This is a genomic window from Microbacterium sp. GCS4 (assembly GCF_001262495.1).
In the GTDB taxonomy this organism is placed as follows: domain Bacteria; phylum Actinomycetota; class Actinomycetes; order Actinomycetales; family Microbacteriaceae; genus Microbacterium.
This window is the reverse complement of record NZ_LGYE01000001.1, coordinates 626356-650351: the sequence shown is the minus strand read 5'-3', so window position 1 is coordinate 650351 and position 23996 is coordinate 626356. Positions and strand designations below refer to the sequence as shown.

The following is a 23996-nucleotide window of genomic DNA, read 5'->3' as shown; positions in this document are numbered from 1 at the left end:
CTAGACCGCGCGCGGCCGCATCCGAGCACGGGCGCCCGATGTGATGTGGGCTGATTCCTAGGCGGAGACCAGTACCGTGGGGGAGTGGAAGCACTGCTCTATCTGGGTGGCATCGTGTTCATGCTGATCGGCCTCGGCCTGTCGATCGGTCTGCACGAGGTCGGTCACCTCCTCCCCGCCAAGCTGTTCGGCGTGCGCGTCGGCCAGTACATGATCGGCTTCGGACCGCGACTCTGGTCGAAGCGCATCGGGGAGACCGAGTACGGCTTCAAGCTCCTCCCGCTCGGCGGGTTCATCTCGATGTCGGGAATGTATCCGTCGTCGAAGGACGCCGGTCCCGCCAAGGGCGTGTTCCGTGCACTCGTGCAGGATGCGCGCACGGCGAACGACGAGACGATCGCGGACGGCGCCGAAGACCGAGTGTTCTATCGGCTGCCGGTGTGGAAGCGTGTGATCGTCATGCTGGGCGGCCCGCTCATGAACCTGGTGCTCGCCGTCGTGATCTTCACCGTGCTCGTGTCCGGGATCGGCGTGCAGCAGGGCACGACGACCATCGCCTCGGTGAGCGAGTGCGTGCTGCCCGCGGGGTCCACCGCGACCGAGTGCGCCCCCGACGACCCCGCTACCCCCGCGGCAGAGGGCGGGGTCGAGCCGGGCGACGTGCTCGTATCGATCGACGGCACGCCGGTGTCGACGTTCGCCGAGGCCACAGCGATCGTGCAGGCATCTCCGGGCGAGACGCTCGACGTCGTGGTGCGCCGCGACGGCGCAGAGCAGACGCTGCGCATCACGCCCGTGAGTGCTGAGCGGACGATCACCGACGCCAGCGGCCAGCCGGTGCTGGGGGACGACGGCGAGCCGGTGGTGAAGGAGGTCGGCTACGTCGGCATGGGTGCCCAGATGGGCTACATCCAGCTGCCGCTCTCAGCCGGTCCGGAGATGGCCGGCGACACCGTCGCGCGCGTCGGGTCGATGATCCTCACGCTCCCGGTGCGGCTCTGGGACATCGGTGTGTCGCTCGTCACCGGCGGGGAGCGCGATCCCAACGGTCCGCTGAGCGTCGTGGGTGTGGGGCGTCTGGCCGGCGAGGTCGCGGCCACAGACGCGCCGGTGCTGAATCGCTTCGCGGTGCTGCTCGGCCTCTTGGGTTCGCTCAACGTGGCGTTGTTCGTCTTCAACCTGCTCCCGCTGCTGCCGCTGGACGGCGGTCACATCGTCGTCGCGCTGTGGGACGGCATCCGCCGTGCAGGGGCGCGGCTCTTCCGCCGCCCGCCGCCCGCACCGGTCGACGCGACGCGACTCGTGCCTCTGACGGTCGTCGTCGCTATCTTGTTGATCGCGATGGGCGCGCTGCTTCTCCTGGCCGATGTGTTCAACCCGATCACGCTCCTCGGCGGCTGAGCTCCGGTGCCTTCAGGCGAGCGCCTTCTCCACGAGACGGTGGAGGGTGCGGATGCCGTCGCGCGACAGGATCGACTCCAGGTGGCCCTGCACCGAGGCGACGTGCGGTCCGCCCAGGGCGTACACGTCTCCGGTGGCCGGATCCGCCGACACCTCGACGCCGCCCACCTGCGTCGTGCCGGGGGCGACCCGCGCCGTGAACGTGTTGTAGAAGCCGATCGAGGCGTCCTCGCCGAACACGGGGACGGACTTCTGCAGTCCCTGGTGCGGAGCGTCGAGCGGTGTGAGCACGATGCCCAGCCTGTCGGCGAGGATCTGGTGGCTCAGACACACCGCGAGCAGCGGCTTCCGTGCGTCGACCCGCCGGCCGACGATCTCCCGCATGCGGGCGATCCGCGGGTCGGCCCCGTCGCGGGGGTCACCCGGTCCGGGACCCGCGACCACCAGGTCCGCCGAGTCGACCTCGTCATCCCTGGCGTCGCTCCAGGGAGTGATCGTCACGTCGAGTCCGAGGTGGCGCAGCTGGTGCGCGAGCATCGTGGTGAAGCGGTCCTCCGCGTCGACCACGTGCGCCGTGCGCCCCGTGAACGGTCCCGTGAAGTCCTCGCCCTGCGGGTTCAGCCAGAAGTCGGCGAGGCGCGCGTTGCGGGAGGAGAGCAACGCGGCGATGTCGGGGTCGTCGGCCAGCGACTGGCGTCCGCCGGGCTCATCCGCGTCCTGACGGGCTTCTGCGGCACGGTCGCGATCGATCGCCCCGATCGCACCGAGGACTCCCGCGGCCTTGCCGTGCGTCTCGGACACCTCCCCGTGCGGATCGGAATGGCGCACGAGGGTCGCGCCCACCGGCACGCTGAGCGAGCCGCCCTGCACGTACACGGTGCGGATCAGGATGGGGGCGTCGAGGTCGTGTCCCCCCGCGTCGTTCGGGGTGAAGAGAGCGGCGACGCCGGAGTAGTACCCCCGGGGCTTCGTCTCGTGACGCCGGATCACCGCGCAGGCGTTCTGCATCGGCGACCCGGTGACGGTCGGAGCGAACATGGTCTCACGCAGGATGTCACGCGGATCGAGACGACTGCGCCCGCGGAGCATGTACTCGGTGTGCGTGAGACGAGACATCTCCTTCAGGTGCGGACCGGTGATCCGCCCGCCGTCCGAGCACACCGCGCTCATCATCTTCAGCTCCTCGTCGACGACCATGAAGAGCTCCTCGGTCTCCTTGGTCGACGAGAGGAATTCCATGAGGGTCTCCCGCGTCGAGCCGCCGGCCGGGTGTCGGAAGGTGCCGGAGATCGGGTTCATCGTCACGACCCCCTCGCGGGCGACGACGTGGGCTTCGGGGCTCGCGCCGACCGCGATGTGCCCGGGGGTGACGACCGCGAAAGTCCAGTACGCGCCGCGTTCGTGGGCCAGCAGTGCGCGGAACCAGGTGAGGGCAGCCGTGCGGTCGTCCGTGTCGATCTCGGCGGTGTAGTCGCGCCGGATCACGAAGTTCGCGCCCTCGCCGCGTCCGATCTCGTCGGCGATGACCGTCTCGACGATCTGCGCGTAGTCCTCGTCCGAGACGTCGAAGGCTCCGTCGCGCAGCGGGACGCTCTCGGCCGGGAGCGCGGTGAGCAGCTCGGGTGTCGCGACGTGGAGATGTTCGTCGACGACGACGCAGCGCAACGGGGCGCCGTCGTCCTGGGCGACGAACCCGCGCTCGCGGACCTGACGATAGGGGACCATCGCGAAGATCTCGCGGGCCGTGCCGTCGATCGTCAGAGGGATGTCGGCGAGCAGGTCGACGTCGACGACTTCTCCGCTGAGCAGCTCGACGGTGTCGGCGCCGTCCCGAGCGATGAGGACGAAGGACGCCTCCGGGTCGGCAGTGAGCTCGGCGAGGCGAGAGAGGGTCATCGGGGTCTCCTGTGCATGGCTCCGGCTCGGCTCAACGAAAAGACCGCCCCGGAGGCGGTCTAGATTCGTGGGAACGCGAATACACCGCCTAGGAGGCGGGCCACCAGGTGAGGTTCGCGAGCATGCGCCGAAACTATCACACCGCCGATGCCGGTGACGGGCGCGTGACGGTGGGCCTGACATCCAGCCCTCGTGCATCTCAGCGGCGTAGGCTGAGCATGTGCCAGCAGTGAATATCGGAATGCCGAAGGTCCCCGAGGTCCTCGCCCCGCGACGCAAGTCCCGCCAGATCAAAGTCGGCAAGGTGCTCGTCGGCGGCGGCGCTCCCGTCAGCGTGCAGTCGATGACGACGACGAAGACCACGGACATCAACGGCACCCTTCAGCAGATCGCCGAGCTGACGGCATCCGGTTGCGAGATCGTGCGCGTCGCCGTGCCTCACCAGGACGACGCGGACGCGCTCAAGATCATCGCGATGAAGAGCCAGATCCCCGTGATCGCCGACATCCACTTCCAGCCCCGTTACATCTACACCGCGATCGACGCCGGCTGTGGTGCGGTCCGCGTGAACCCGGGCAACATCCGCGAGTTCGACGGCAACGTGGGCAAGATCGCCGCGGCGGCCAAGGCTGCGGGGGTCTCCCTGCGGATCGGTGTGAATGCCGGCTCGCTCGACAAGCGCATTCTCGCCAAGTACGGCAAGGCCACGGCCGAGGCGCTCGTCGAGAGCGCCGTGTGGGAGGCCTCGCTGTTCGAGGAGCACGACTTCCACGACTTCAAGATCTCCGTCAAGCACAACGACCCGATCGTGATGGTCAAGGCCTACCGGCAGCTCGCCGAGCGGGGCGACTGGCCGCTTCACCTCGGCGTCACCGAGGCCGGCCCCGCGTTCCAGGGCACGATCAAGAGCGCCACGGCGTTCGGCATCCTCCTGGGCGAAGGCATCGGCGACACCATCCGCGTCTCGCTCTCCGCTCCTCCCGCCGAGGAGGTCAAGGTCGGACACCAGATCCTGCAGTCGCTGAACCTGCGCGAGCGCAAGCTCGAGATCGTCTCGTGCCCCTCGTGCGGTCGCGCTCAGGTCGACGTGTACACGCTCGCCGAGAACGTCACGGACGGTCTCAAGGACATGACGGTCCCGCTGCGAGTGGCGGTCATGGGATGCGTCGTCAACGGGCCGGGCGAGGCGCGTGAGGCCGACCTCGGAGTCGCGTCCGGAAACGGCAAGGGGCAGATCTTCGTCAAGGGCGAGGTCATCAAGACCGTGCCGGAAGCGGACATCGTCGCGACGCTGATCGAGGAAGCCAATCGCATCGCTGCCGAGATGGGACCCGACGCACCGCTCGGCACCGCGCAGGTCGTCACGGCCTGATCCACCCGCGTCGATCTTCAGACAGGAGGCACTGATGCCCTCTTCCGACCTTCCGGCCCCCGTGCAGAGGATGATCGACGCGATCAACGCGGCCGACACGGAGGCCTTCGTCGATGCGTTCACCGCCGACGGGTTCGTGAGCGACTGGGGCACGGTCAAAGCGGGGCCCGATGGGATCCGTGCCTGGGCCGGGACCGACGCCATCGGAGCAGGTGCACGGATGACGGTGCTGTCCTCGTCCACGGAGGGCGACACCACCCGCATCCGCTTCGACTGGGTCAGCCGCAAGTTCACGGGGGAGTCGGACGGCATCTTCGTGACGGACGGCGAGCGGCTCGCCAGCTTCACGATCCCGCCTGCGCACTGAGGGTGAGGTCTCGAGGCAGCGGCCTGTGGAAGAGTTGATGTCATGACCGACTCGCTCTCGTCCACCGTCGTCTCGTTCACGGAAGGCGCGGTCCGGGGAACCGGCACCGTCCAGCGGGTGGAGGAGCAGGATGCGGGCACGGTCGTCATCGTGGACCGGACGCCGTTCCACCCCGTGGACCACACCTGGCCGGACCAGCCCGGTGACAGCGGAGTCATCGACCTCGAGGATTCCTCCGTCGGGGTGACGGAGGCGGTCATGGCCGCAGTGTCCGACGAGGGCGTGCTCGCGATCGGGACGGACATCCCCGTGAAGCGCGGCGTCGAGGGCTGGACGTGGCTGGTCGCTCATCCGATCGAGGGCGAAGCGCCGACGTGGCTCGTCCCCGGCGCGGAGGTCGGGCTGCACGTCGACGAGTCGCGCCGCGCGGGCCTGAGCCGAGGGCATACGGCGTGCCACCTCGCCTCACTCGCTCTCGATCTCGCGCTCGCCGACCTGTGGCGGAAGGACCCCGGCGCCGACGCACTCGGGACCCCCGACTTCGAGGGCAGGGCGAATCAGTCGAGCCGGATCCACGAGGACGGCTCCGTCGACGAGTACCGGCTCGGCAAGAGTCTGCGTCGTGCGGGATTCGACACCGAGACGTTCGCCGCCACGCTCGACGAGCGGGTCGCGGCGATCAACGCGAAGCTCGCCGACTGGGTGGACTCCGGCGCGGAGAGTCGTGTCGTGCCGGCCGGTCCGACGATCGTGGATCGCCGTACCTGGCAGTGCGCGCTGCCCGAGGGGACGGCCGAGATCCTGTGCGGTGGCACGCACGCGGCATCTCTCTCCGAGTTCGCGTCGATCACGGTCGCACTCGACCTCAGCGACCCGCAGCTGCTCGTGATGACGACAACCGTCGTGCCCGCCTGAGCGCGCGGGCCGATCTCAGCGCACGAAACCGCCCTGCACGCGGCCGCCCGCGCGCTCGAGCTCCTCGTCGACGCGTGCGGCGAAGAGGTCGAAGTCGTTCGCGAGCAGGGGAGCGCTCAGTCGTTCGGCTCGTGCCGGGTCCAGAGCGCGGAGCCGTCGGGGCAGCCACTTGCCGGCCGCGATCCATCGACCGGCGTCGAGGAGCATGAGCTCTGCGATCCGTTCGAACAGCAGGGATGCCTCCACTCGGCGCTCGAGCGGATCGGTCGCGTCGCGGAGGTCGTCGAGCACGTCCGTGATCACGTAGCGGCGGAACCGCGACTCCGCATCGTTCAGGACCGGACCCGCGTCCAGCACCGGGCGCCACGTCGAACGGAGACCCGCGAGACCTCCGTCGTCGCGGATCGCCGTGCCCTCGATCAGCATGTGCACGATGACGGGGCGATGCTGATCGATGCCGCGCCGAGCCCATTCCTCGAAGCCGCTATGGGCGTAGGCGAAGACCTCGAGCACTTCGCCGTGGAAATCGTGCGTCGAGGCTTCGCTCTGCCGGTCGTCGTCGAAGAGATCGTCTCCGATTAGCAACAGGTCGATGTCGCTGCTCGCGGTGCGGTCGCCGCGAGCGGTGCTTCCGGCGACGATCGCGATGGCGGCGCGGGGGAAGCGGGCGGCGACGAAACGCTCGGCGACGGCGAGGGGGTTCTCTGCTGCGGAGTGCGTCACAGAGCGAAGTCCACGGTGCCGGCGGAGATGTCGGTGTCGACGATGCGGAGACGCACGACGGATCCGGGCGCCGTGTCGGGCGGCACGGGAGCGGATGCCGTCACCGCCGGGTCCGCGATCTGCACGCTCGCCCGCTCACCACGAATCTCGATCACGGTCGCGTCGACGACCGTGCCGACCAGGGGTGTGAGCAGAGCTGCCTCGACGCAGTTGACGGTCTGCGCGTCGAGCTTCGAGGCGCGCTGCCCGGACTCCTGCATGAGTCCGGGGATGTCGGCGAGCGAGTCCCTGGCCCAGGCCGGAACGTCCCGCCCTTCCGAGACCGCGAGGCAGATCGCCAGCGACCAGCGATCCACGAGACGACGAAGCGGTGCCGTGGCGTGGGCGTAGGGCGCGGCGATCGCGGCCTGCTCGGTGGACGAGGGGAGCGATCCGTCGAACGTCGCGTAGCCGGCTCCGCGGAAGAGTGTCGCCGCCGCCTCCAGCACCGGGAGTGTGAGAGGGTCCGCTCGATCCAGATCGCGAAGATAGTCGCCGTAGCGTCCGGTCGTCCACGGCCGTCCGAGCGCCTCGGTCTGGTGTCGGAACGCGTCGAACGCCTTCTCGTCGGGCTGGGGCATCGTCCGAAGGATGCCGACCTTCGCATCGAGCATGAGCGACGCGGCGGCCATGCCGGTCATGAGCGAGAGCTGGGCGTTCCATTCCTCGACGGGGAGCGGATGCCGTCGCTCGATCGCGTAGCCGCCGTCCTCCGTGCGCACGACCTCCTCGTCCGGGAGGTTCAGACTGGCTCCGCCGCGCAGCCGCTCCTGCTCGACCCGCAGCGCTCCGATCTCCGGCAGTAGCGCGGCGGGTCCGTCTTCGCCACGGTCCAGCGATGCCTGCGTTGTGGTGTAGTCGAGCTGCACCCGGGAGCGGAGGAGCGCGCGTTCGAGACGGAAGTCCTCGACCAGTCCGGCCTCGTCGAGGGCGAAAGTCCAGACGAGCGCAGGACGCTCGACCTCCGGGAGCAGCGACGCACGGTCCTCGCTCAGCACCCTGGGGTGCAGCGGGATCGTTCCGTCGGCGGCGTAGAGGGTCTGGCCGCGGCGCCGCGCCTCGGTGTCGACCGCGCCGCACGGAGCCACGAACCCGGGGACGTCGGCGATCGCGTAACGCACGGTGTACCCCGACCCACGGCGTTCGAGCTGGAACGCCTGGTCGAGATCGCGCGACCCCTTCGGATCGAGCGTCGCGAACGGGATTTCTCGAAGATCGAGCGCGGGGGCGGGGGCGGTCGATGCCTCGGCCTCGGCCAGCACCGCGGACGGGAACTCCGCGGGCGCGTCGAGAGACTCGCGCAGCGAGGCGAGTGCTGCAGCCAGCTCAGTCTGCGCGGCGGACGGGGCGACATGTGAGCGGCGCTGAGGCATGCCCCCACCCTAAGCGGATGTCCGGAGTGGGTGCTCGGAGGTGGGTGAGCGCGCGGGGCGCGGGCATGCGGACAGCGATGGTGGCGCTGCAGGCAACGGTGACCTGCCGCACAGTCTCAGAACGGCGGAGTCGCGTAGGCCATCGTCTGCGACTCGCTCGGTGTCGGCGGGGCATCGAGGTACACGCGTCCGGTCGGACTTGTCCACGAGAGGAAGCCGCCGCCGAGATTCTCGACGTGCCATGGGCTGTGGTGTTTCAGAGTGTGATGACGCCGGCAGAGCGGAGCGAGGTTCGCCGAGGACGTCTCACCGCCGAGCGCGTGGTCCTGCGTGTGGTCGAGATCGCAGTCGCGCGCGGAGAATCCGCAGGTGGGGAAGCGGCAGCGCTGATCGCGCGCTCGCAGCAGTCGCTTGAGATCGGCCGAGGGGCGATGTCGATCGACTGCGAGAACCGAGCCCGTTATGGGATGGGTGAGCACCCGGTCCAAGCCGGGTGCCGCGCCGGCCAGGCGACGTGCGGTATCCAGGTCGATCGGTGCGCGTCCGTCGAGCCCAGATCACGAGTGAAAACCGCAAGAGGAGAGCGCGAGTATCGGAGTGCTGGGATGCTACAGAGACGGCCGCCGGTGAGCCGCCGAAGAGAACCCCGACTCCGGCCCATGCCCCCGCCGCTCGCGTTAGCGTGGAGGCATGACCACTGCTGACAAGGCCAAGACCCTCATCGGACTGTACGAAGCACCGGAGATCCTCCGCGTCGTGAACGTGTGGGACGTCGTGTCCGCACGCGCCGTCGCGGCACTGCCCGAGACGAAGGCGATCGCGACCGCGGGCCACGGCGTCGCCGCGTCCTTCGGATACGACGACGGCGCGACGCCTCGCGACATCATGATCGACATGGTGGGTCGCATCGCGGCATCCGTGTCCGTTCCCGTCACGGCCGACCTCGACGACGGCTACGAGAATGCGGGCGAGACCACGCGCTTCGCGATCCAGGCAGGCGTCGTCGGCGCGAACGTCGAGGACCGTCTCAAGCCGCTCGACGAGTCCGTCGCAGCGGTCGAGGCCATCGTCAAGGCCGCCGAGGCGGAGGGTGTGCCCTTCGCGCTCAACGCCCGCACCGACGCCTTCGTGCGTGCAGGTCATCGTCCGATCGCCGAGAGCGTCGCCGATGCGATCCAGCGCGGACGGGCCTTCCTCGACGCCGGCGCCACGTGCGTTTTCGTGCCCGGGATGCTCGACGCGGCCGTCACCCGGCAGCTCGTCGACGGCATCGGCGAGGGCAAGGTCAGCGTGATCGGCCTCCCCGGTGCGCTCGCCGCCTCCGAGTACGAGAAGCTCGGCGTGGCACGCATCTCGTACGGACCGCTGCCGCAGCGCGTCGCGCTGACGGCCACGCAGGAGCTCGCCGCGAGCCTCTACGCCGGTGGAGTCATCCCGCAGGGGCTTCCCGCCCTCAACTGACCGACGTGAGGACGGGTGGCCGCCGGTCACTAGACTTGGCCCGTGGTCACTCGTCTCTCCAACTTCTTCCTCCGTACGCTCCGCGAAGACCCTGCCGAGGCAGAGGTCACCAGCCACAAGCTGCTCATCCGCGCCGGATACATCCGCCGCGCAGCTCCAGGAGTGTTCACGTGGCTGCCGCTCGGTCTCAAGGTGAAGGCCAGGATCGAGGCGATCATCCGCGATGAGATGAGCAACGCAGGAGCCCAGGAAGTGCACTTCCCCGCGCTGCTACCGCGCGAGCCCTACGAGCTCTCCGGACGGTGGGAGTCATACGGCGACGGGATCTTCCGTCTCCAGGATCGCAAGGGCGCGGACTATCTGCTCGCCCCCACCCACGAGGAGATGTTCACGCTCCTCGTGAAGGACCTGTACTCGTCGTACAAGGACCTCCCTCTCACGATCTACCAGATCCAGGACAAGTACCGCGACGAGGCACGTCCCCGTGCAGGCCTGCTCCGCGGCCGAGAGTTCACGATGAAGGACGCCTACTCCTTCGACTCCTCGGATGCAGGACTCGACGTCAGCTATCAGGCGCAGCGCGATGCGTACGAGCGCATCTTCCAGCGTCTCGGCCTCGAGTACGTGATCGTGAACGCCGACAACGGCCTCATGGGTGGCGCTCGCAGCGAGGAGTTCCTTCACCCGACGCCCGTCGGAGAGGACACGTTCGTCCGAAGCGCCGGCGGATTCGCCGCGAACGTCGAGGCCTTCTCCACGGCAGTGCCCGAAGCGGTCGCCTTCGACCCCGATGCCGCACCCGAGGTGTTCGACTCACCGGACACACCGACGATCGAGACGCTCGTCGCGCACTCGAACGCGCATCTGGACGGCGAGTACACCGCGGCGGACACGCTCAAGAACGTCGTGCTCGCCTTGACGCACCTCGACGGCACGCGCGAGCTCGTCGTCGTCGGCATCCCCGGGGATCGCGACGTCGACGAGAAGCGCGCCGAGGTCGCGTTCGCACCCGCAGAGGTGGAGACCGCGACGTCCGAGGACTTCGAGAACAACCCTCTTCTGGTCAAGGGGTACATCGGACCCTGGTCGCCGACCGGCGCCGTCTTGGGCGAGGAATCGGCTACCGGCATCCGCTACCTCGTCGACCCGCGCGTGAGCGAGGGCACGAGCTGGATCACCGGCGCGAACATCGACCAGAAGCATGCGCACTCCGTCGTCGCAGGCCGCGACTTCGAGGCCGACGGCATCATCGAGATCGCGAACGTCCGCGCCGGTGACCCCGCGCCCGACGGCTCTGGCCCCGTGGAACTCGCCCGGGGCATGGAGATCGGACACGTGTTCCAGCTGGGCCGATTCTTCGCCGAGACTCTCGGACTCAAGGTCCTCGACGAGAACGGCAAGCTCGTCACCGTGACCATGGGCTCGTACGGCATCGGCGTCACCCGCATCCTCGCGATCATCGCCGAGCTGAACAACGACGACAAGGGACTGATCTGGCCGGCGTCGGTCGCCCCGTTCGACGTCCAGGTCGTGGCTGCCGGCCGCGATCAGGTGGCGTTCGAGGTCGCCGCCGACATCTCGGCACAGCTCGAGGCATCGGGCCTCGACGTGCTCTACGACGACCGTCCGAAGGTCTCGCCGGGAGTCAAGTTCGGCGATGCCGAGCTCGTCGGCGTCCCGAAGATCGTGATCGTCGGACGCGGTGCCGCCGACGGACAGGTCGAACTGTGGGACCGCGCCTCCGGAGACCGGGACACCGTCTCGGTGGCGGAGGCCATCGCAACGCTCGCACGCCGCTAGAGGATCGACGACGAACGCCGCACCCGTTCGACGGGTGCGGCGTTCGTCGCTCTCCGAGGGGACGGCGTCAGCAGACGATGCGTCCGTGGTCCATGATGTCGTCGTCGGGCGTGTCGCGGGTGACGAGCGCCTTCAGTGCTCCGGCGGCCATCGCGATCGGGCCCTTGGACGACTCCCAGAACTCCGTGACGACGGGCGTGACCTTCAGCAGCACGACCCCGGGGGTGTCTAGTCCGTCCTCGAACCAGATGTCGAGGGAGGGGGAGTAGAGCTCCTCCATCTTCCGACGGTCGCGCACGATGCTCGCCGTGCCGGCGACGGAGACGTAACGCATGCCCTTCGCGTCGCAGTACGCGAGTCCGACCTGCCGGTGCTCCTGCGCCTCCTCGACCTTCTCGGTGTCCTCCGAGGTGAAGAACCAGATGTCGCCGGACTCGTCCATCTGCCGGGTCGACATGGGCCGGCTGACGAGGTTGCCGTCGTCGTCGACTGTCGTGAGCATGGTGAAGTCGATGTCCTCGACGAGGGCGGTGACGCGGGCGAGTGCTTCCGGGCCGGTGATCTCTGTCATGGGACGATCCTCCCGCCGACCCGGCGCGACGGCAGGGGAGTTGACAGGAGCCGGTCGCCGTGATCCGCGTGGACGTCGGGTGACGACGCGGTGAACCGGCGGCGTTTCGACGGCCGTGCCCGCTCTCGTGCGTGACAGGGTGGAGGCATGACAGAGGAACCGCTGCCGGAGTCCCTGGCCGCCGAGATCAACGCCGTGCTCGACGAGGCCGGCGTGCGCACCGATCGTCGCCTCGTGATGCGCATGATGCGCACGGCGGTGCTGCTGGGGGAGGACGACACCGAGCGCCTCGACCTCAAGATCGCCTCCGCTGCCCTCGCGGAGATGCGCGACGCGTTCCGGCTCTTCGCGCCCTACCGAGGCGTCCCCAAGGTCACGGTCTTCGGCTCCGCGCGCACGCGCACGGACGACCCGCTCTACGTGCAGGCGCGGGATGTCGCCGCAGCGCTCGCGACCGACGGCTGGATGGTCGTGACCGGGGCCGGGCCGGGCATCATGCAGGCCGCCGCGGAGGGCGCGGGACCCGCGTTGTCGCTCGGCGTGTCGATCCGGCTGCCCTTCGAGGAGAAGGCGAACAGCCTGGTCGCGGGCAGCGACCACGTCGTCGCAATGAAGTACTTCTTCACTCGCAAGCTCATGCTCATCAAGGAGTCCAGCGGCTTCATCTGCCTGCCCGGCGGGTTCGGGACGCTCGACGAGATGTTCGAGCTGCTGACGCTGCAGCAGACGGGCAAGGCCGAGCCCACTCCCATCGTGCTGCTCGACGAGCGGGGCGGCACATTCTGGAACGGTCTCAAGCGTTTCGTCGACGAGGATCTCGCGCCGACAGGGGTGATCTCCGAGGGCGACTTCGACCGCGTCGTGGTCACCGACTCCGTCGAGGCCGCAGTGGCGGAGATCGCGGGGTTCTGGCGCAACTACGACTCGCTTCGCTGGGTGGGCGACACCCTCGTGCTGCGGTTGCGCTCCGAGCCGACGGATGCGGAGATCGCCGATCTCAACGCACGCTTCGGCGGGATGCTGTCGAGCGGACGCATCGAACGGACCTTGCCGCGGTCGCCGGAGGTCGCCGATGACGACGTGCTGCACCTCCCACGGCTGGCGCTGCACCTCGACCAGCGTCAGGTGGGGAACCTGTTCCGACTCATCGGCGCGATCAACGACCTGGCCGGCGCTCCCGCTGCCTGAGCGCCCCTGCGGCATCCGCTCCGCGTCCGTCGCCGCCGTCGTGGCACGAGGATGCGGGCACACGGTATCGTTGTACGGATGTCGCGCGTGCGAACCGGCGCGACGAGAGCTGAATAGGGAGCCGTCATGGATATCGAACTGAGTCTGCTGCGTGGGATCGAGAAGGAGAAGGCGATCCCCTTCGACGAACTCGTCGCGATCATCGAACAGGCCATCCTGACCGCCTACTCGAAGCATGTCTCGGCCGACGGCGCGACGCCCGAGGGCGTGCGCGTCGAACTCGATCGCCGCAGCGGGCACGTCGCCGTGCTCCAGGCCGTGAAGGACGACGAAGGCGCCGTCATCGGCGAGGAGGACGCGACTCCCGACGACTTCGGACGCATCGCGGCCTTCGCCGCCAAGCAGGTGATCAGTCAGCGCCTGCGCGACATCGCCGACGACGTGGTTCTGGGCGACTTCAAGGACAAGGAAGGCGACATCGTCGCCGGCGTGATCCAGCAGGGTCCGAACCCGCGCATGATCCACGTCGACCTCGGTACGGTCGAGGCGATCCTCCCGCCCGAGGAGCAGGTCCCCGGCGAGGAGTACACGCACGGCTCGCGCCTGCGCGTGTACGTCACGAGCGTCGCGAAAGGACTCAAGGGTCCGCAGATCACCGTCTCCCGCACGCATCCGGGCCTGGTGCGCAAGCTGTTCGCCCTCGAGGTGCCCGAGATCGCGGCGGGTCTCGTGGAGATCGTCTCGCTCGCGCGAGAGGCCGGTCACCGCACGAAGATCGCGGTCAAGGCCAACGACCCCTCCATCAACGCCAAGGGCGCCTGCATCGGGGAGATGGGCCGCCGTGTGCGGGCCGTGACCGAGGAGCTGGCAGGGGAGAAGATCGACATCGTCGACTACAACCCCGAGCTCGCGGCGTTCGTCGCGAACGCGCTGTCACCCGCGAAGGTGACGAGCTCGTTCATCCTGGATGCGGGCACCAAGGCCGTTCGCGCCCTCGTGCCCGACTACCAGCTCTCGCTCGCGATCGGCAAGGAGGGGCAGAACGCCCGACTCGCCGCCAAGCTGACGGGCGCGAAGATCGACATCCAGCCCGACAGCGTCCTGGACTGACCCATTCCGACACCCGACTCGCCCCGCCGGCGCGAGTCGGGTGGGAACGCAGGTGTAAGATGGAACCCGTACGAACGTGCGTCGGCTGTCGCACGCGTGCTTCCCGCTCCGCCCTTCTCAGGGTGGTGTCCCAGAACGACGTCCTCATCATCGATGAGCATGCCGTCCTGCCGGGAAGGGGCGCGTGGCTGCATCCGACGCAGGAATGCATGGATGCCGCGCTGCGGCGACGTGCTTTCGGACGAGCATTGCGCGTGTCCGGTCCCCTGGACACGCAGACCATCGAGAAACAAAGGCTGAACAGCTATGGAAACAAAGTGAACGGCTCGAAATGAGACCCGTCCGCGACTAGTGGTCTGCCCTGTCTGGGCAGACCGACCCAGACAGGAGAATTGTGGCTGGTAAACCACGCGTACATGAGATCGCCGCTGAGTTCGGCGTCGACAGCAAGGTCGCACTTGCGAAGCTCAAGGAACTCGGAGAGTTCGTCAAGAGCCCCTCTTCGACCATCGAACCGCCGGTGGCGCGCAAGCTGCGTGCGGCGATCGAGGCCGACCCCTCGCTGAAGTCCTCGGGTGAGGCGGCTCCCGCCGCCAAGCCCGCTGCGGCGAAGCCGGCTGCTGCCAAGAGCGCGGCGCCGACCCCCGGTCCGAAGCCCGGCCCCAAGCCGGCCCCGGCCCCCGAGGCTCCCGCAGCCCCGGCGGAGGCTCCTGCGGCGACCCCCGGCCCGGCTGCGGCCAAGCCGGGACCCGCTGCCCCGAAGTCGTCCGACGGTGCCCCGAAGCCCGGCGCTGAAGGCGGGTCCAAGCCCGCTGGAGACAGCGCGCCGAAGCCCGGCGCCCCCCGTCCCGGCAACAACCCCTTCGCCTCGAACCAGGGCATGGGCCAGCGCCCGACCGGACCCCGTCCCGGCAACAACCCCTTCGCCTCGGCGCAGGGCATGGGCCAGCGCCCGACGCCCGGCAACATCCCGCGCCCGCAGGCTCCTCGTCCCGGCGCACCGCGTCCCGGCGCTCCGCGTCCCGGCTCGCCCCGTCCCGGCGCCCCTCGCGGCGGCCAGGGCGGTCGTCCCGGCGCACCGTTCCAGCAGCGTCCCGGCGGCCCCGGTCGTCCCGGCGGCGCTGGCGGACCCGGTGCCGGCGGACCCGGTGCTCGTCCCGGCGGCGGTTTCGCCGGACGTCCCGGTGGCGGCGGCCGTGGTCGCGGCCCCGGCGGCGGTACCGCAGGTGCCTTCGGCAAGGGCGGCGGCAAGAGCAAGCAGCGCAAGTCGCGGCGGGCGAAGCGGCAAGAGTTCGAGATGCGGAGTGCTCCGGTCGTCGGCGGCGTCAACGTCACCCGCGGCAACGGCGAGACGATCCGCATGCGTCGCGGCGCGTCCATCGCGGACTTCGCCGACAAGATCGAGACGCTGACCGGCTACACGGTCCAGCCCGGAACGCTCGTCACCATCCTCTTCAACCTCGGAGAGATGGCCACGGCCACCGAGTCGCTGGACGAGGCGACGTTCGAGGTCCTCGGCGAGGAGCTCGGCTACAAGATCCAGATGGTCTCGCCCGAGGACGAGGACAAGGAGCTCCTCGAGGGCTTCGGTCTCGACCTCGAGGCGGAGCTGGAGGCGGAGAGCGAGGACGACCTCGAGATCCGTCCTCCGGTGGTCACCGTCATGGGTCACGTCGACCACGGTAAGACGCGACTGCTCGACGCGATCCGTCAGACCAACGTCATCGAGGGCGAGGCCGGCGGCATCACCCAGCACATCGGTGCCTACCAGGTGTGGACCGAGCACGAGGGCGTCGAGCGTGCCGTCACCTTCATCGACACCCCGGGTCACGAGGCGTTCACCGCCATGCGTGCCCGTGGTGCGCAGGTGACCGACCTTGCGATCCTCGTGGTCGCGGCCGACGACGGCATCATGCCGCAGACGGTCGAGGCGCTGAACCACGCTCAGGCGGCGAACGTGCCGATCGTGGTCGCAGTGAATAAGGTCGACAAGCCCGAGGCCAACCCGGCCAAGGTGCGTCAGCAGCTCACCGAGTACGGTCTGGTCGCCGAGGAGTACGGCGGCGACGTCATGTTCGTCGACGTCTCGGCTCGTGCCGGAACCGGCATCCAGGACCTCCTGGACGCTGTGCTGCTCACGGCCGACGCCGGACTCGACCTCACGGCCAACCCGAACAAGGCAGCTCGCGGTGTCGCCATCGAGGCGAAGCTCGACAAGGGTCGCGGTTCGGTCGCCACGGTGCTCATCCAGTCCGGAACGCTCCGCGTCGGCGACGCGATCGTCGCGGGTACGGCGTACGGCCGCGTCCGTGCGATGGCGGACGAGAACGGCGAGCAGGTCCTCGAGGCCTTCCCGTCGCGCCCCGTGCAGGTGCAGGGTCTCAACTCGGTGCCGCGTGCCGGCGACGTCTTCATCGTGACCGAGGAAGACCGCATGGCCCGTCAGATCGCCGAGAAGCGCGAGGCCGTCGAGCGCAACGCCCAGCTGGCCAAGGCCCGCAAGCGCATCTCGCTCGAGGACTTCACCCGTGCTCTCGAAGAGGGCAAGGTCGAGTCGCTCAACCTCATCATCAAGGGTGACGTCTCGGGTGCCGTCGAGGCGCTCGAGGAGTCGCTGCTCAAGATCGAGGTCGACGAGTCGGTGCAGCTGCGCATCATCCACCGCGGTGTGGGTGCGATCACCGAATCCGACGTGAACCTCGCGACGATCGACAACGCGATCATCGTGGGCTTCAACGTCCGTCCCGACACGAAGGCGCGCGAGCGCGCTCAGCGCGAGGGCGTGGACATCCGGTTCTACTCCGTCATCTACAACGCGATCGACGAGATCGAGAGCTCGCTCAAGGGCATGCTCAAGCCGGAGTACGAAGAGGTCCAGTCGGGTGTCGCCGAGATCCGCGAGGTGTTCCGCTCCTCGAAGTTCGGCAACATCGCCGGTGTCATCGTCCGCTCCGGAACGATCACGCGCAACGCCAAGGCGCGCGTCATCCGTGACGGCGTCGTGCTCGCCGATGGCCTGGCCATCGAGTCGCTGCGTCGCTTCAAGGACGACGTCACCGAGGTCCGCACGGACTACGAGGCCGGTATCGGTCTCGGCAAGTACAACGACATCCAGATCGGCGACGAGATCGAGACCACCGAGATGGTCGAGAAGCCGCGCGGCTGATCCCCACCGCGGTCGTTGAGCGAGGAGCGAAGCGACGAGACGAAACGCCCTCTTCGGACGTTTCGTCTCGCTTCGCTCGCTCAACGACCGCTATGCCTCAGGAGAAGGAACAATGGCTGGAGAACGACAGGCCCGACTCGCTGATCGCATCCGTGTGATCCTCGCGGAGCGGCTCGAGAAGGGGCTCCGCGACCCGCGGCTCGGCTTCGTCACCATCACGGATGTCCGGGTGAGCGGTGACCTCCAGCACGCCTCGGTGTTCTACACGGTGCTCGGCACGGAGGAGGAGCGGCTCTCGAGCGGTGCCGCGCTCACCTCCGCGACGGGGATGCTGCGCAGCGAGGTCGGGCGGCAGCTGAGCACGCGTCTCGTCCCGACGCTGGAGTTCATCCCCGATGCGCTGCCCGAGAACGCCGACCACATCACCGCCCTCCTCCGGGAGGCTCAGGAGCGGGATGCGGAGGTCGCGAAGCTCGCGTCTTCGGCGTCCCACGCCGGTGAGGCGGACCCGTACCGTCATGAGGACGACGACGCGGTCTCCTGACGTCCCGCGCACCTCTCCGTCGACACGGATGTGAAGTTCCGGCATCTCGCACAAGGTGCCGTATCCGGTTGCTACCGTCGGCACAGGGCTGAGCGGAGGTTCGGCCGGAGGGGGCGGTAAGTGTCGAGCGTGCGTGCGGGGACGCAGGTCGTCGTCGTCGAGCGGATCCTGTCGGACCTGGTCGATCACGACCTACCCTGTGCACCGTGGGTCGCGGCGCGTCTCGCCGAACGCCTCGACGGCGACGTGCACACGATCCGGGAGGTCGCCGGACTGCTGGATCCCGCGGAGCGCGCAGGCCTGCGTCCCCTGCCGCTCCCACTGCCCGCCGTGCCGACCATCGTCGATCGCTTCGCCGACGTCGCGGTCTCCGCGGAGGAACGGACATTGCTGCTCATCGCAGCCTTGAGCCTGGACGAAGGGATCGGCCCCGTGCTCGCCGCCTGCGAGCGCAGCGTCGACGACGAGACCGAGCTCTCGCAGCATCTGTGCGTGCACGCCGGGCACTTCCGGTTCGTCGAGCAGCGTTTCGCGATCTGGATCGTGGCGGTGAGCAGCCCCGTCATGGTCGTGGACGCGCATCGCCGACTCGCGGAGGCGCTCCGGGCAGCCGGTGAGCCCGCCACTGCCGCGTGGCATCGCGCGCGGAGCTCGGCGCGGAGCGACCCGGCATCCGCCCGTCTGCTCGTGCAGGCCGCACGGGAGCTCGCCGATGCCGGAGACACCGAACGCGCGCTCCTGTTCGCTTCGGAGGCTGCCGCGCACGCGAATCCGGCGGACCGGGATCCTGTGCGGCTGATCGCGGGGAGCGCCGCGGTCGGATCCGGGTGCATGGCTGAGGCAGCGGGATGGCTCGCTCCGATGTACCCCGACGGCGAGGGCAGCTCCCGACTGCACGGACTCGCGGCATTGCTCGTCGCGCACGCGCACCTGCAGGGAACCGTGCCGGACGTGAACATGGCGCTGCTCCGCCCGCCGAGCGACACAGGGGAGGACTGGCATGCGTGGACCCGCGCAGCGGCGTTCGGTGCCGCCCTGTGCGCGGAGCGGGGCGATCGACAGAGAGCGCGGGCATGGCTCGACGTCCTGCGCGAGGGGGCGAAGCGCACGGACGCCGACGGGCGGCTCCGGGATCCCGTCGTATCGCTGATCTGGCTGCTGCTCGGCGAAGGGGAGGCCGATGACGCGAGTGGGACGGGCGCGGTCACCGGCATCGTGCTCGGCGCGCTGCAACGTGCCGTCGTCGGAGACGTCGAGGGCGGGTTGCAGGTACTGGCGACGGGGGAGTCGGGCGTCGTCCCGCAGATCGATCCGTTCATCGCCGGATACGAGCGGACCGACCTGATCGCTGCGCACCGCATCGTGATCGAGGTGCTGCTGCACGTGTGGCGCGGCGATATCGCGCGTGCGCGCACGCGCCTCTGCGAGGCATCCCTCACCCTGCCCATCGCGGTGCCGTTCGCGGGCCTCGGAGTCGTGCTCGCCCGGCGCCTCGATCTCGCGGTCCTCGGACGTCTCGGGCCGTTCGCCCACACGCTCACCGCTGCCCTGCCCGCCCCCTCGCGCACGGATCAGCTCGTCGATCGCGCGATCCGGTCGCACCTGGCCGGCGAGCCGAATGTCGCCACGTCGTGCCTCAGGCTGTGGCTCGATCGCGGCTCACCGCAGACGGCGCTGTCGGTGCCGGGGCTCGACGAGGACCTGCCGATCGGGGCGGATCCGGCCCCTCGTACGCGGCAGCTGGTCGAACCACCCGACATGGCGCTCGGGCGACTGCTGAGAACGAGAGCGGCGACGAGCTCCGCCCCGATCTGGCGGAATGAAGCCGCCGAGGTCGCGGACGCCGCCCGCGCGATCGCCTCGCCGTTCGAGCGGGCACGAGTGGAGTCGTCACTCGGCACCAGGGCGCTGATCGACGGAGACTCCGACGTCGCGCGGACTCATCTGCGCGCAGCCTGGCAGCTCTTCGACGAGTCCGGCGCGACCGCGTGGGCGGACGCGGTCGCCGACCGGCTGGACGGCCTCGGCGCCGAGCGTGACGCGGAGCGGTTCGCCACCGTGCGCCGTCGTTGGGAGAGCCTCCTCACACCGCGGGAGCTGGAGGTCGCACTGATAGCGGTGCAGGGCGGATCGAATCGCGATATCGCCGGCATGCTGACCGTGTCGGTCCGCACGGTCGAGGTCCACCTGGGTCGCGTGTTCACCAAGCTCGGGGTGCGGAGTCGCATCGACCTCGTGCTGCTGGGACATCGGACCGCGCGGCACGGCTGAGGTCCCCAGGCCGGAGCACGTCAGCGCGGCAACGAGAGCAGTTCGCCGTCCGCCTCAGCCAGACCGTCGGCGATGAGCGAGTCGATGGCCCGGTCGCGTTGCAGTGCGTCCGGCCAGTCGGCGAGCACGGAGACCAAGGGCACGGCCTCGGGCGCGGCTGTGCGGAGAACCCGCAGCGCCGCGCCGCGCGCCTGACGATCAGACCCCTCGAATGCCGCCTGACGGCGGCGGCTGTCGCCGGTGTCGGGACGCCCGGCCCCGACCCACGCGCACGACTCGATCAGGGGGCACTGCTCGCAGCGAGGGCGCCGCGACACGCACACGGTTGCTCCGAGCTCCATGGCGGCGGCGTTGAAGATCGCCGCCTCGTCGTCGTCCTCCGGCAGGAGCGACGACATGAGCTCGAGGTCCTTGCGCGACGGTGCGCCGGGCTGCGCCTGGCCGAGGACCGCCCGCGCGAGCACTCGTCGGGTGTTCGTGTCGACGACGGGGTGACGATCGCCGTACGCGAAGGCGGCGACCGCGCGCGCCGTGTAGTCGCCGATCCCGGAGAGTGCGAGGAGCGCCTCGACGTCGCGGGGGACCACGCCGTCGTGCCGGTCAGTGACCTCGATCGCCGCGCGGTGCAGCCACAGCGCGCGTCGTGGGTAACCGAGGTTCGACCACTGCTGGAGCACCTCCGCGGGCGTGGCCGCGGCGAGAGCGGGGGCGCTCGGCCAGCGGGCGAGCCATGCCTCGAGGTGCGGGAGCACCCGCGACACGGGGGTCTGCTGCAGCATGAACTCGCTGACGAGCGTTCCCCACGCGCCGAATTCCTCATGGAACTCGGCGCGTCGCCACGGCAGATCTCGCGCCGACGCTCGGTACCATCCGATCAAGGCAGGCAACCCAGAGGAGTCGGGGCGCGAGGTCGGGGGCACGCCGACAGCCTAGGCGAGAATCTCCTCCCGTCCCGCGCGAGTGGCGCGGCACGACCCGCGGTGCGCTCAGCCGCCGACAGCCGTCCGGTACGTGCATGCCGCGTGCGGTGGAGCGCAGGCCCGCACCGTAGGCTGGGGGGATGGTCTCGCCCGGCATCCTCCTCGTCGACAAGCCTGCTGGACTGACCAGCCACGACGTCGTCGCCCGCGTCCGCCGCGCGTTCGGCACGCGCAAGGTCGGCCACGCGGGCACCCTGGATCCCATGGCGACCGGGTTGCTCGTGATCGGCATCGAGGGGGCGACGCGCCTGCTCACGTACATCGTCGGCGCCGACAAGACCTACGAGGCGGTCATCCGTCTCGGCATCACCACGTCCACCGACGACGCCGAGGGGGAGATCCTTGCGCGCGCAGACGCCGACGACCTCGCGGCGGTGACGGCAGAGGGCATCGACGAGGGCGTCCGAGCCCTCACGGGACGGATCTCGCAGGTGCCGAGCTCGGTGTCGGCGATCAAGGTCGACGGACGCCGCGCCTATGACCGCGTGCGCGCGGGCGAGGAGGTGGTGCTCGCGGCACGCGAGGTCACCGTGTCGCGCTTCGACCTCCTCGACCGGCGCGTGGGAGACGGAGCGATCGACCTCGACGCGGTCGTCGGCTGCTCCTCCGGCACGTACATCCGCTCGCTCGCCCGCGATCTCGGTGCAGGTCTCGGCGTCGGCGGCCACCTGACGGCGCTGCGCCGGACCCGCGTGGGGGACTTCGATGTCGCGGATGCCGTGAGCGTCGACGATCTCGCGGACGCCACCCCGATGACACCCGCCGCGGCGGCCGCCCGCGTTCTCGACGTTCTGCACGTGACCGCGGAGGAGGCCCGCGACCTCCGACACGGCAAGCGTCTGAACGACCAGGCGTCGCGCCTCGAGGGCGCGCACGCGGCCGCGATCGACGAGGACGGCACGCTCGTCGGCGTCGTCGAGAGGCGCGGTGCCGATCTGAAGAGCGCCATGAACATGCCGGAGGTCGCGCGATGATCCTGTGGTTCACGATCGTGCAGGTCGCCGTCGCCGTCGCGGCGGGGCTGTTCTGCGTGATCGTCGGTCTCGCCGGACGCCGCCCGAGCGACTGGTCCGTCGGCGCCCTCGCGCTGGTCGAGCTGCTGCTCGTGGTGCAGGTCGTGGCCGCGATCGTCGCGCCCTTCGCCGGAAACCCCCCGACCGGCGATCTTCTCGAGTACTGGGTCTACCTCGTCTCGGCCGTGCTCCTCCCGATCGGGGCCGTGCTGTGGGCGCTCATGGAGCGCAGCAGATGGAGCACCGTGATCCTCGGCGTCGCGGCTCTCGCGGTCGCGGTCATGGTGTGGCGGATGCACGTGATCTGGACTGTCCAGATCGCATGACCGGCGCTCGGTCATGATCCGTCACGGCCGTCCAGCGCACGACTCCGGTGTGCTCGGGGCGCGCCTAGAATGGATCGAGCTATGAGCACCTCCCACCCTTCCTCTCGGATGACCGGCATCGGCCGTGTCCTCGTGATCGTCTACGCCGTGATGGCGCTGGCCGCGACCGGTCGCAGCTTCGTGCAGATCGTCCGCCAGTTCGACGAGGCGCCTCTCGCCTACGCGCTCTCCGCGCTCGCGGCGGTCGTCTACGTCCTGGCGACGCTGGCTCTCGTGTTCGCCCGACGCGCCGGCTGGTACACGGTCGCCTGGGTCGCGATCGTCTTCGAGCTCACCGGGGTGCTCGTGGTGGGAGCGCTGAGCCTCTTCCTGCCGGACCTGTTCCCGCACGACACCGTGTGGTCGATGTTCGGCCGAGGCTACCTCTTCATCCCGCTCGTGCTCCCCGTGTTCGGCATCTGGTGGCTGCGCACGCATCGCCCGGTGGTTGCGGATGCCGAGACCCGGGGCGCCGAGGTGCGGGCGTGATCGTCTTCCGCGACCCGCAGGAGGTGCCCGTGGACTTCGGTCCGTCGGCTGTCGCGATCGGCAAGTTCGATGGTGTCCACGCCGGGCACCGTGCGGTGATCCGCCGACTCCGCGACGCGGCGTCGGCCTCCGGGGTGCGCTCGGTGGCCGTGACCTTCGACCGCAATCCCCTCGCCGTGCTGCGTCCAGACCGATGCCCCGAGAATGTCGTCACCGTCGACCGCAAGCTCGAGCTGCTCGGCGAGCTCGAACTCGATGCGACCCTGATGCTCACCTTCGACGAGCGGCTCGCCGCGCTCACGGCGGAGGACTTCGTGACTCAGATCCTCGTCGGCGCACTGCGGGTGTCGACCGTCCTGGTGGGTGAGGACTTCCGTTTCGGACACGGCGGAGCAGGCACCCCCGAGCTCCTCCGTGAACTCGCCCCCGCGCACGGCTTCACGGTCGAGGTGGTCGACGACGTATACCTCGACGGCTCCGACCGACGTGTCTCGTCGACCTGGATCCGTGAGCTGCTGATCGACGGCGATGTGTCGACCGCCGCTCGCGTGCTCGACCGTCCGGTCGACGTGCGCGGCGAAGTCGTCCACGGGCTCAAGCGCGGGCGCGAGCTCGGCTTCCCCACGGCGAACCTCTCGGCGTCCGTCGACTCGTTCGTGCCTGCCGACGGCGTGTATGCGGGCTGGCTCGTGGATCACGACACGGGTGTGCGTCACCGCGCTGCGATCTCCGTCGGCACCAATCCGACATTCGACGACGTGCTCGAGCGGCAGGTGGAGGCTCATGTGCTGGGGGAGAACGACCTCGACCTCTACGGGCACGACGTGACCGTCGAGTTCATCGAGAGGCTGCGTGGCATGGTCGCGTTCGAGGGGATCGAGAAGCTCAAGGCGCAGATGGCGGCGGATGTCACCGACGCCGAGCGGGTCCTGGACTCCGTCGTCCCTTGACC

The 23996-nt window shown here is 69.4% G+C and carries 21 protein-coding genes; 16 read left to right on the top strand and 5 right to left on the bottom strand.

Annotated elements, in window-relative coordinates; genetic code table 11:
• The first annotated feature begins 84 nt into the window (after window positions 1-84).
• Complete coding sequence (locus AKH00_RS03280) at window positions 85-1401, top strand: M50 family metallopeptidase (RefSeq protein WP_152926096.1); 1317 nt, start codon at window positions 85-87, stop codon at window positions 1399-1401.
• 12 nt (window positions 1402-1413) lie between these two features.
• Here AKH00_RS03280 and AKH00_RS03275 read toward each other — a convergent pair whose 3' ends face one another.
• Window positions 1414-3297 (bottom strand): anthranilate synthase family protein, encoded by a 1884-nt coding sequence (locus tag AKH00_RS03275; RefSeq protein ID WP_050721262.1) that lies wholly within the window; start codon window positions 3295-3297, stop codon window positions 1414-1416.
• Between the two features lie 220 nt (window positions 3298-3517).
• Here AKH00_RS03275 and ispG point away from each other — a divergent pair, with 220 nt between their 5' ends.
• The 3 genes from ispG to AKH00_RS03260 are packed head-to-tail and all read left to right on the top strand — an operon-like array spanning window position 3518 to window position 5951.
• Window positions 3518-4669 carry a flavodoxin-dependent (E)-4-hydroxy-3-methylbut-2-enyl-diphosphate synthase gene (ispG, locus tag AKH00_RS03270; protein WP_200903785.1) on the top strand — a complete coding sequence of 384 codons (1152 nt, stop codon included), beginning with the start codon at window positions 3518-3520 and terminating at the stop codon, window positions 4667-4669.
• Between the two features lie 34 nt (window positions 4670-4703).
• Window positions 4704-5036 carry a nuclear transport factor 2 family protein gene (locus AKH00_RS03265; RefSeq protein WP_050721260.1) on the top strand — a complete coding sequence of 111 codons (333 nt, stop codon included), beginning with the start codon at window positions 4704-4706 and terminating at the stop codon, window positions 5034-5036.
• 42 nt (window positions 5037-5078) lie between these two features.
• Window positions 5079-5951: a hypothetical protein gene (locus AKH00_RS03260; RefSeq protein ID WP_050721259.1), complete on the top strand. Its 873-nt coding sequence runs from the start codon at window positions 5079-5081 to the stop codon at window positions 5949-5951.
• 15 nt (window positions 5952-5966) lie between these two features.
• Here AKH00_RS03260 and AKH00_RS03255 read toward each other — a convergent pair whose 3' ends face one another.
• Together AKH00_RS03255 and AKH00_RS03250 are read right to left on the bottom strand one after the other, a co-directional pair.
• Window positions 5967-6674, bottom strand: a complete 708-nt coding sequence (locus tag AKH00_RS03255; RefSeq protein WP_050721258.1) for a nucleotidyltransferase domain-containing protein — start codon at window positions 6672-6674, stop codon at window positions 5967-5969.
• Entirely contained in the window at window positions 6671-8086 is a 1416-nt protein-coding gene (locus AKH00_RS03250; RefSeq protein ID WP_050721257.1) for an RNB domain-containing ribonuclease, read from the bottom strand. The genes AKH00_RS03255 and AKH00_RS03250 overlap by 4 nt, the downstream gene beginning before the upstream one ends.
• 690 nt (window positions 8087-8776) lie before the next feature.
• On the opposite strand from AKH00_RS03250, the gene AKH00_RS03240 reads away from it, so the two are divergent.
• Window positions 8777-9547, top strand: a complete 771-nt coding sequence (locus AKH00_RS03240; RefSeq protein ID WP_050721255.1) for an isocitrate lyase/PEP mutase family protein — start codon at window positions 8777-8779, stop codon at window positions 9545-9547.
• 42 nt (window positions 9548-9589) lie between these two features.
• Complete coding sequence (locus AKH00_RS03235) at window positions 9590-11347, top strand: proline--tRNA ligase (RefSeq protein ID WP_050721254.1); 1758 nt, start codon at window positions 9590-9592, stop codon at window positions 11345-11347.
• 67 nt (window positions 11348-11414) lie between these two features.
• On the opposite strand, the gene AKH00_RS03230 is transcribed toward AKH00_RS03235, so the two are convergent.
• Window positions 11415-11918: a pyridoxamine 5'-phosphate oxidase family protein gene (locus AKH00_RS03230; RefSeq protein WP_050721253.1), complete on the bottom strand. Its 504-nt coding sequence runs from the start codon at window positions 11916-11918 to the stop codon at window positions 11415-11417.
• A gap of 147 nt (window positions 11919-12065) precedes the next feature.
• Here AKH00_RS03230 and AKH00_RS03225 point away from each other — a divergent pair, with 147 nt between their 5' ends.
• The 6 genes from AKH00_RS03225 (at window position 12066) to AKH00_RS03205 (ending at window position 20197) form a co-directional block, all read left to right on the top strand.
• Window positions 12066-13106 (top strand): TIGR00730 family Rossman fold protein, encoded by a 1041-nt coding sequence (locus AKH00_RS03225; RefSeq protein WP_050721252.1) that lies wholly within the window; start codon window positions 12066-12068, stop codon window positions 13104-13106.
• Between the two features lie 126 nt (window positions 13107-13232).
• Complete coding sequence (gene nusA / locus AKH00_RS03220) at window positions 13233-14216, top strand: transcription termination factor NusA (RefSeq protein WP_050721251.1); 984 nt, start codon at window positions 13233-13235, stop codon at window positions 14214-14216.
• Window positions 14217-14275: 59 nt separating this feature from the next.
• Window positions 14276-14551, top strand: coding sequence for a YlxR family protein (locus tag AKH00_RS17565; RefSeq protein ID WP_082297371.1), 276 nt, complete (start codon window positions 14276-14278; stop codon window positions 14549-14551).
• Window positions 14552-14610: 59 nt separating this feature from the next.
• Complete coding sequence (gene infB, locus AKH00_RS03215; protein WP_050721250.1) at window positions 14611-17382, top strand: translation initiation factor IF-2; 2772 nt, start codon at window positions 14611-14613, stop codon at window positions 17380-17382.
• Between the two features lie 112 nt (window positions 17383-17494).
• Complete coding sequence (gene rbfA, locus AKH00_RS03210) at window positions 17495-17926, top strand: 30S ribosome-binding factor RbfA (protein ID WP_050721249.1); 432 nt, start codon at window positions 17495-17497, stop codon at window positions 17924-17926.
• Between the two features lie 120 nt (window positions 17927-18046).
• Window positions 18047-20197 carry a helix-turn-helix transcriptional regulator gene (locus tag AKH00_RS03205; RefSeq protein WP_050721248.1) on the top strand — a complete coding sequence of 717 codons (2151 nt, stop codon included), beginning with the start codon at window positions 18047-18049 and terminating at the stop codon, window positions 20195-20197.
• 20 nt (window positions 20198-20217) lie between these two features.
• Here the strand turns inward: AKH00_RS03205 and AKH00_RS03200 are convergent, their stop codons facing one another.
• Window positions 20218-21117 (bottom strand): A/G-specific adenine glycosylase, encoded by a 900-nt coding sequence (locus AKH00_RS03200; protein ID WP_050721247.1) that lies wholly within the window; start codon window positions 21115-21117, stop codon window positions 20218-20220.
• A 140-nt stretch (window positions 21118-21257) separates the two neighbouring features.
• Here AKH00_RS03200 and truB point away from each other — a divergent pair, with 140 nt between their 5' ends.
• The 4 genes from truB (at window position 21258) to AKH00_RS03180 (ending at window position 23994) form a co-directional block, all read left to right on the top strand.
• Window positions 21258-22151: a tRNA pseudouridine(55) synthase TruB gene (truB, locus tag AKH00_RS03195; protein WP_050721246.1), complete on the top strand. Its 894-nt coding sequence runs from the start codon at window positions 21258-21260 to the stop codon at window positions 22149-22151.
• Window positions 22148-22516 carry a hypothetical protein gene (locus AKH00_RS03190; RefSeq protein ID WP_050721245.1) on the top strand — a complete coding sequence of 123 codons (369 nt, stop codon included), beginning with the start codon at window positions 22148-22150 and terminating at the stop codon, window positions 22514-22516. The genes truB and AKH00_RS03190 overlap by 4 nt, the downstream gene beginning before the upstream one ends.
• Window positions 22517-22624: 108 nt before the next feature.
• Window positions 22625-23044, top strand: a complete 420-nt coding sequence (locus AKH00_RS03185) for a hypothetical protein (protein ID WP_200903811.1) — start codon at window positions 22625-22627, stop codon at window positions 23042-23044.
• Window positions 23041-23994, top strand: a complete 954-nt coding sequence (locus AKH00_RS03180) for a bifunctional riboflavin kinase/FAD synthetase (RefSeq protein ID WP_050721243.1) — start codon at window positions 23041-23043, stop codon at window positions 23992-23994. Before AKH00_RS03185 ends, AKH00_RS03180 begins: the two co-directional genes overlap by 4 nt.
• The last annotated feature ends 2 nt before the right edge of the window (window positions 23995-23996 follow it).

What these genes read in the sequence shown, in the direction of transcription:
- truB (WP_050721246.1), top strand. Translation starts at nt 21,258, where the DNA reads ATGGTCTCGCCCGGCATCCTCCTCGTCGACAAGCCTGCTGGACTGACC.
- AKH00_RS03260 (WP_050721259.1), top strand. Translation starts at nt 5,079, where the DNA reads ATGACCGACTCGCTCTCGTCCACCGTCGTCTCGTTCACGGAAGGCGCG.
- AKH00_RS03230 (WP_050721253.1), bottom strand. Translation starts at nt 11,918, where the DNA reads ATGACAGAGATCACCGGCCCGGAAGCACTCGCCCGCGTCACCGCCCTC.
- AKH00_RS03265 (WP_050721260.1), top strand. Translation starts at nt 4,704, where the DNA reads ATGCCCTCTTCCGACCTTCCGGCCCCCGTGCAGAGGATGATCGACGCG.
- AKH00_RS17565 (WP_082297371.1), top strand. Translation starts at nt 14,276, where the DNA reads ATGGAACCCGTACGAACGTGCGTCGGCTGTCGCACGCGTGCTTCCCGC.
- AKH00_RS03250 (WP_050721257.1), bottom strand. Translation starts at nt 8,086, where the DNA reads ATGCCTCAGCGCCGCTCACATGTCGCCCCGTCCGCCGCGCAGACTGAG.
- AKH00_RS03190 (WP_050721245.1), top strand. Translation starts at nt 22,148, where the DNA reads ATGATCCTGTGGTTCACGATCGTGCAGGTCGCCGTCGCCGTCGCGGCG.
- AKH00_RS03275 (WP_050721262.1), bottom strand. Translation starts at nt 3,297, where the DNA reads ATGACCCTCTCTCGCCTCGCCGAGCTCACTGCCGACCCGGAGGCGTCC.
- AKH00_RS03225 (WP_050721252.1), top strand. Translation starts at nt 12,066, where the DNA reads ATGACAGAGGAACCGCTGCCGGAGTCCCTGGCCGCCGAGATCAACGCC.
- rbfA (WP_050721249.1), top strand. Translation starts at nt 17,495, where the DNA reads ATGGCTGGAGAACGACAGGCCCGACTCGCTGATCGCATCCGTGTGATC.
- nusA (WP_050721251.1), top strand. Translation starts at nt 13,233, where the DNA reads ATGGATATCGAACTGAGTCTGCTGCGTGGGATCGAGAAGGAGAAGGCG.
- AKH00_RS03240 (WP_050721255.1), top strand. Translation starts at nt 8,777, where the DNA reads ATGACCACTGCTGACAAGGCCAAGACCCTCATCGGACTGTACGAAGCA.
- AKH00_RS03185 (WP_200903811.1), top strand. Translation starts at nt 22,625, where the DNA reads ATGACCGGCATCGGCCGTGTCCTCGTGATCGTCTACGCCGTGATGGCG.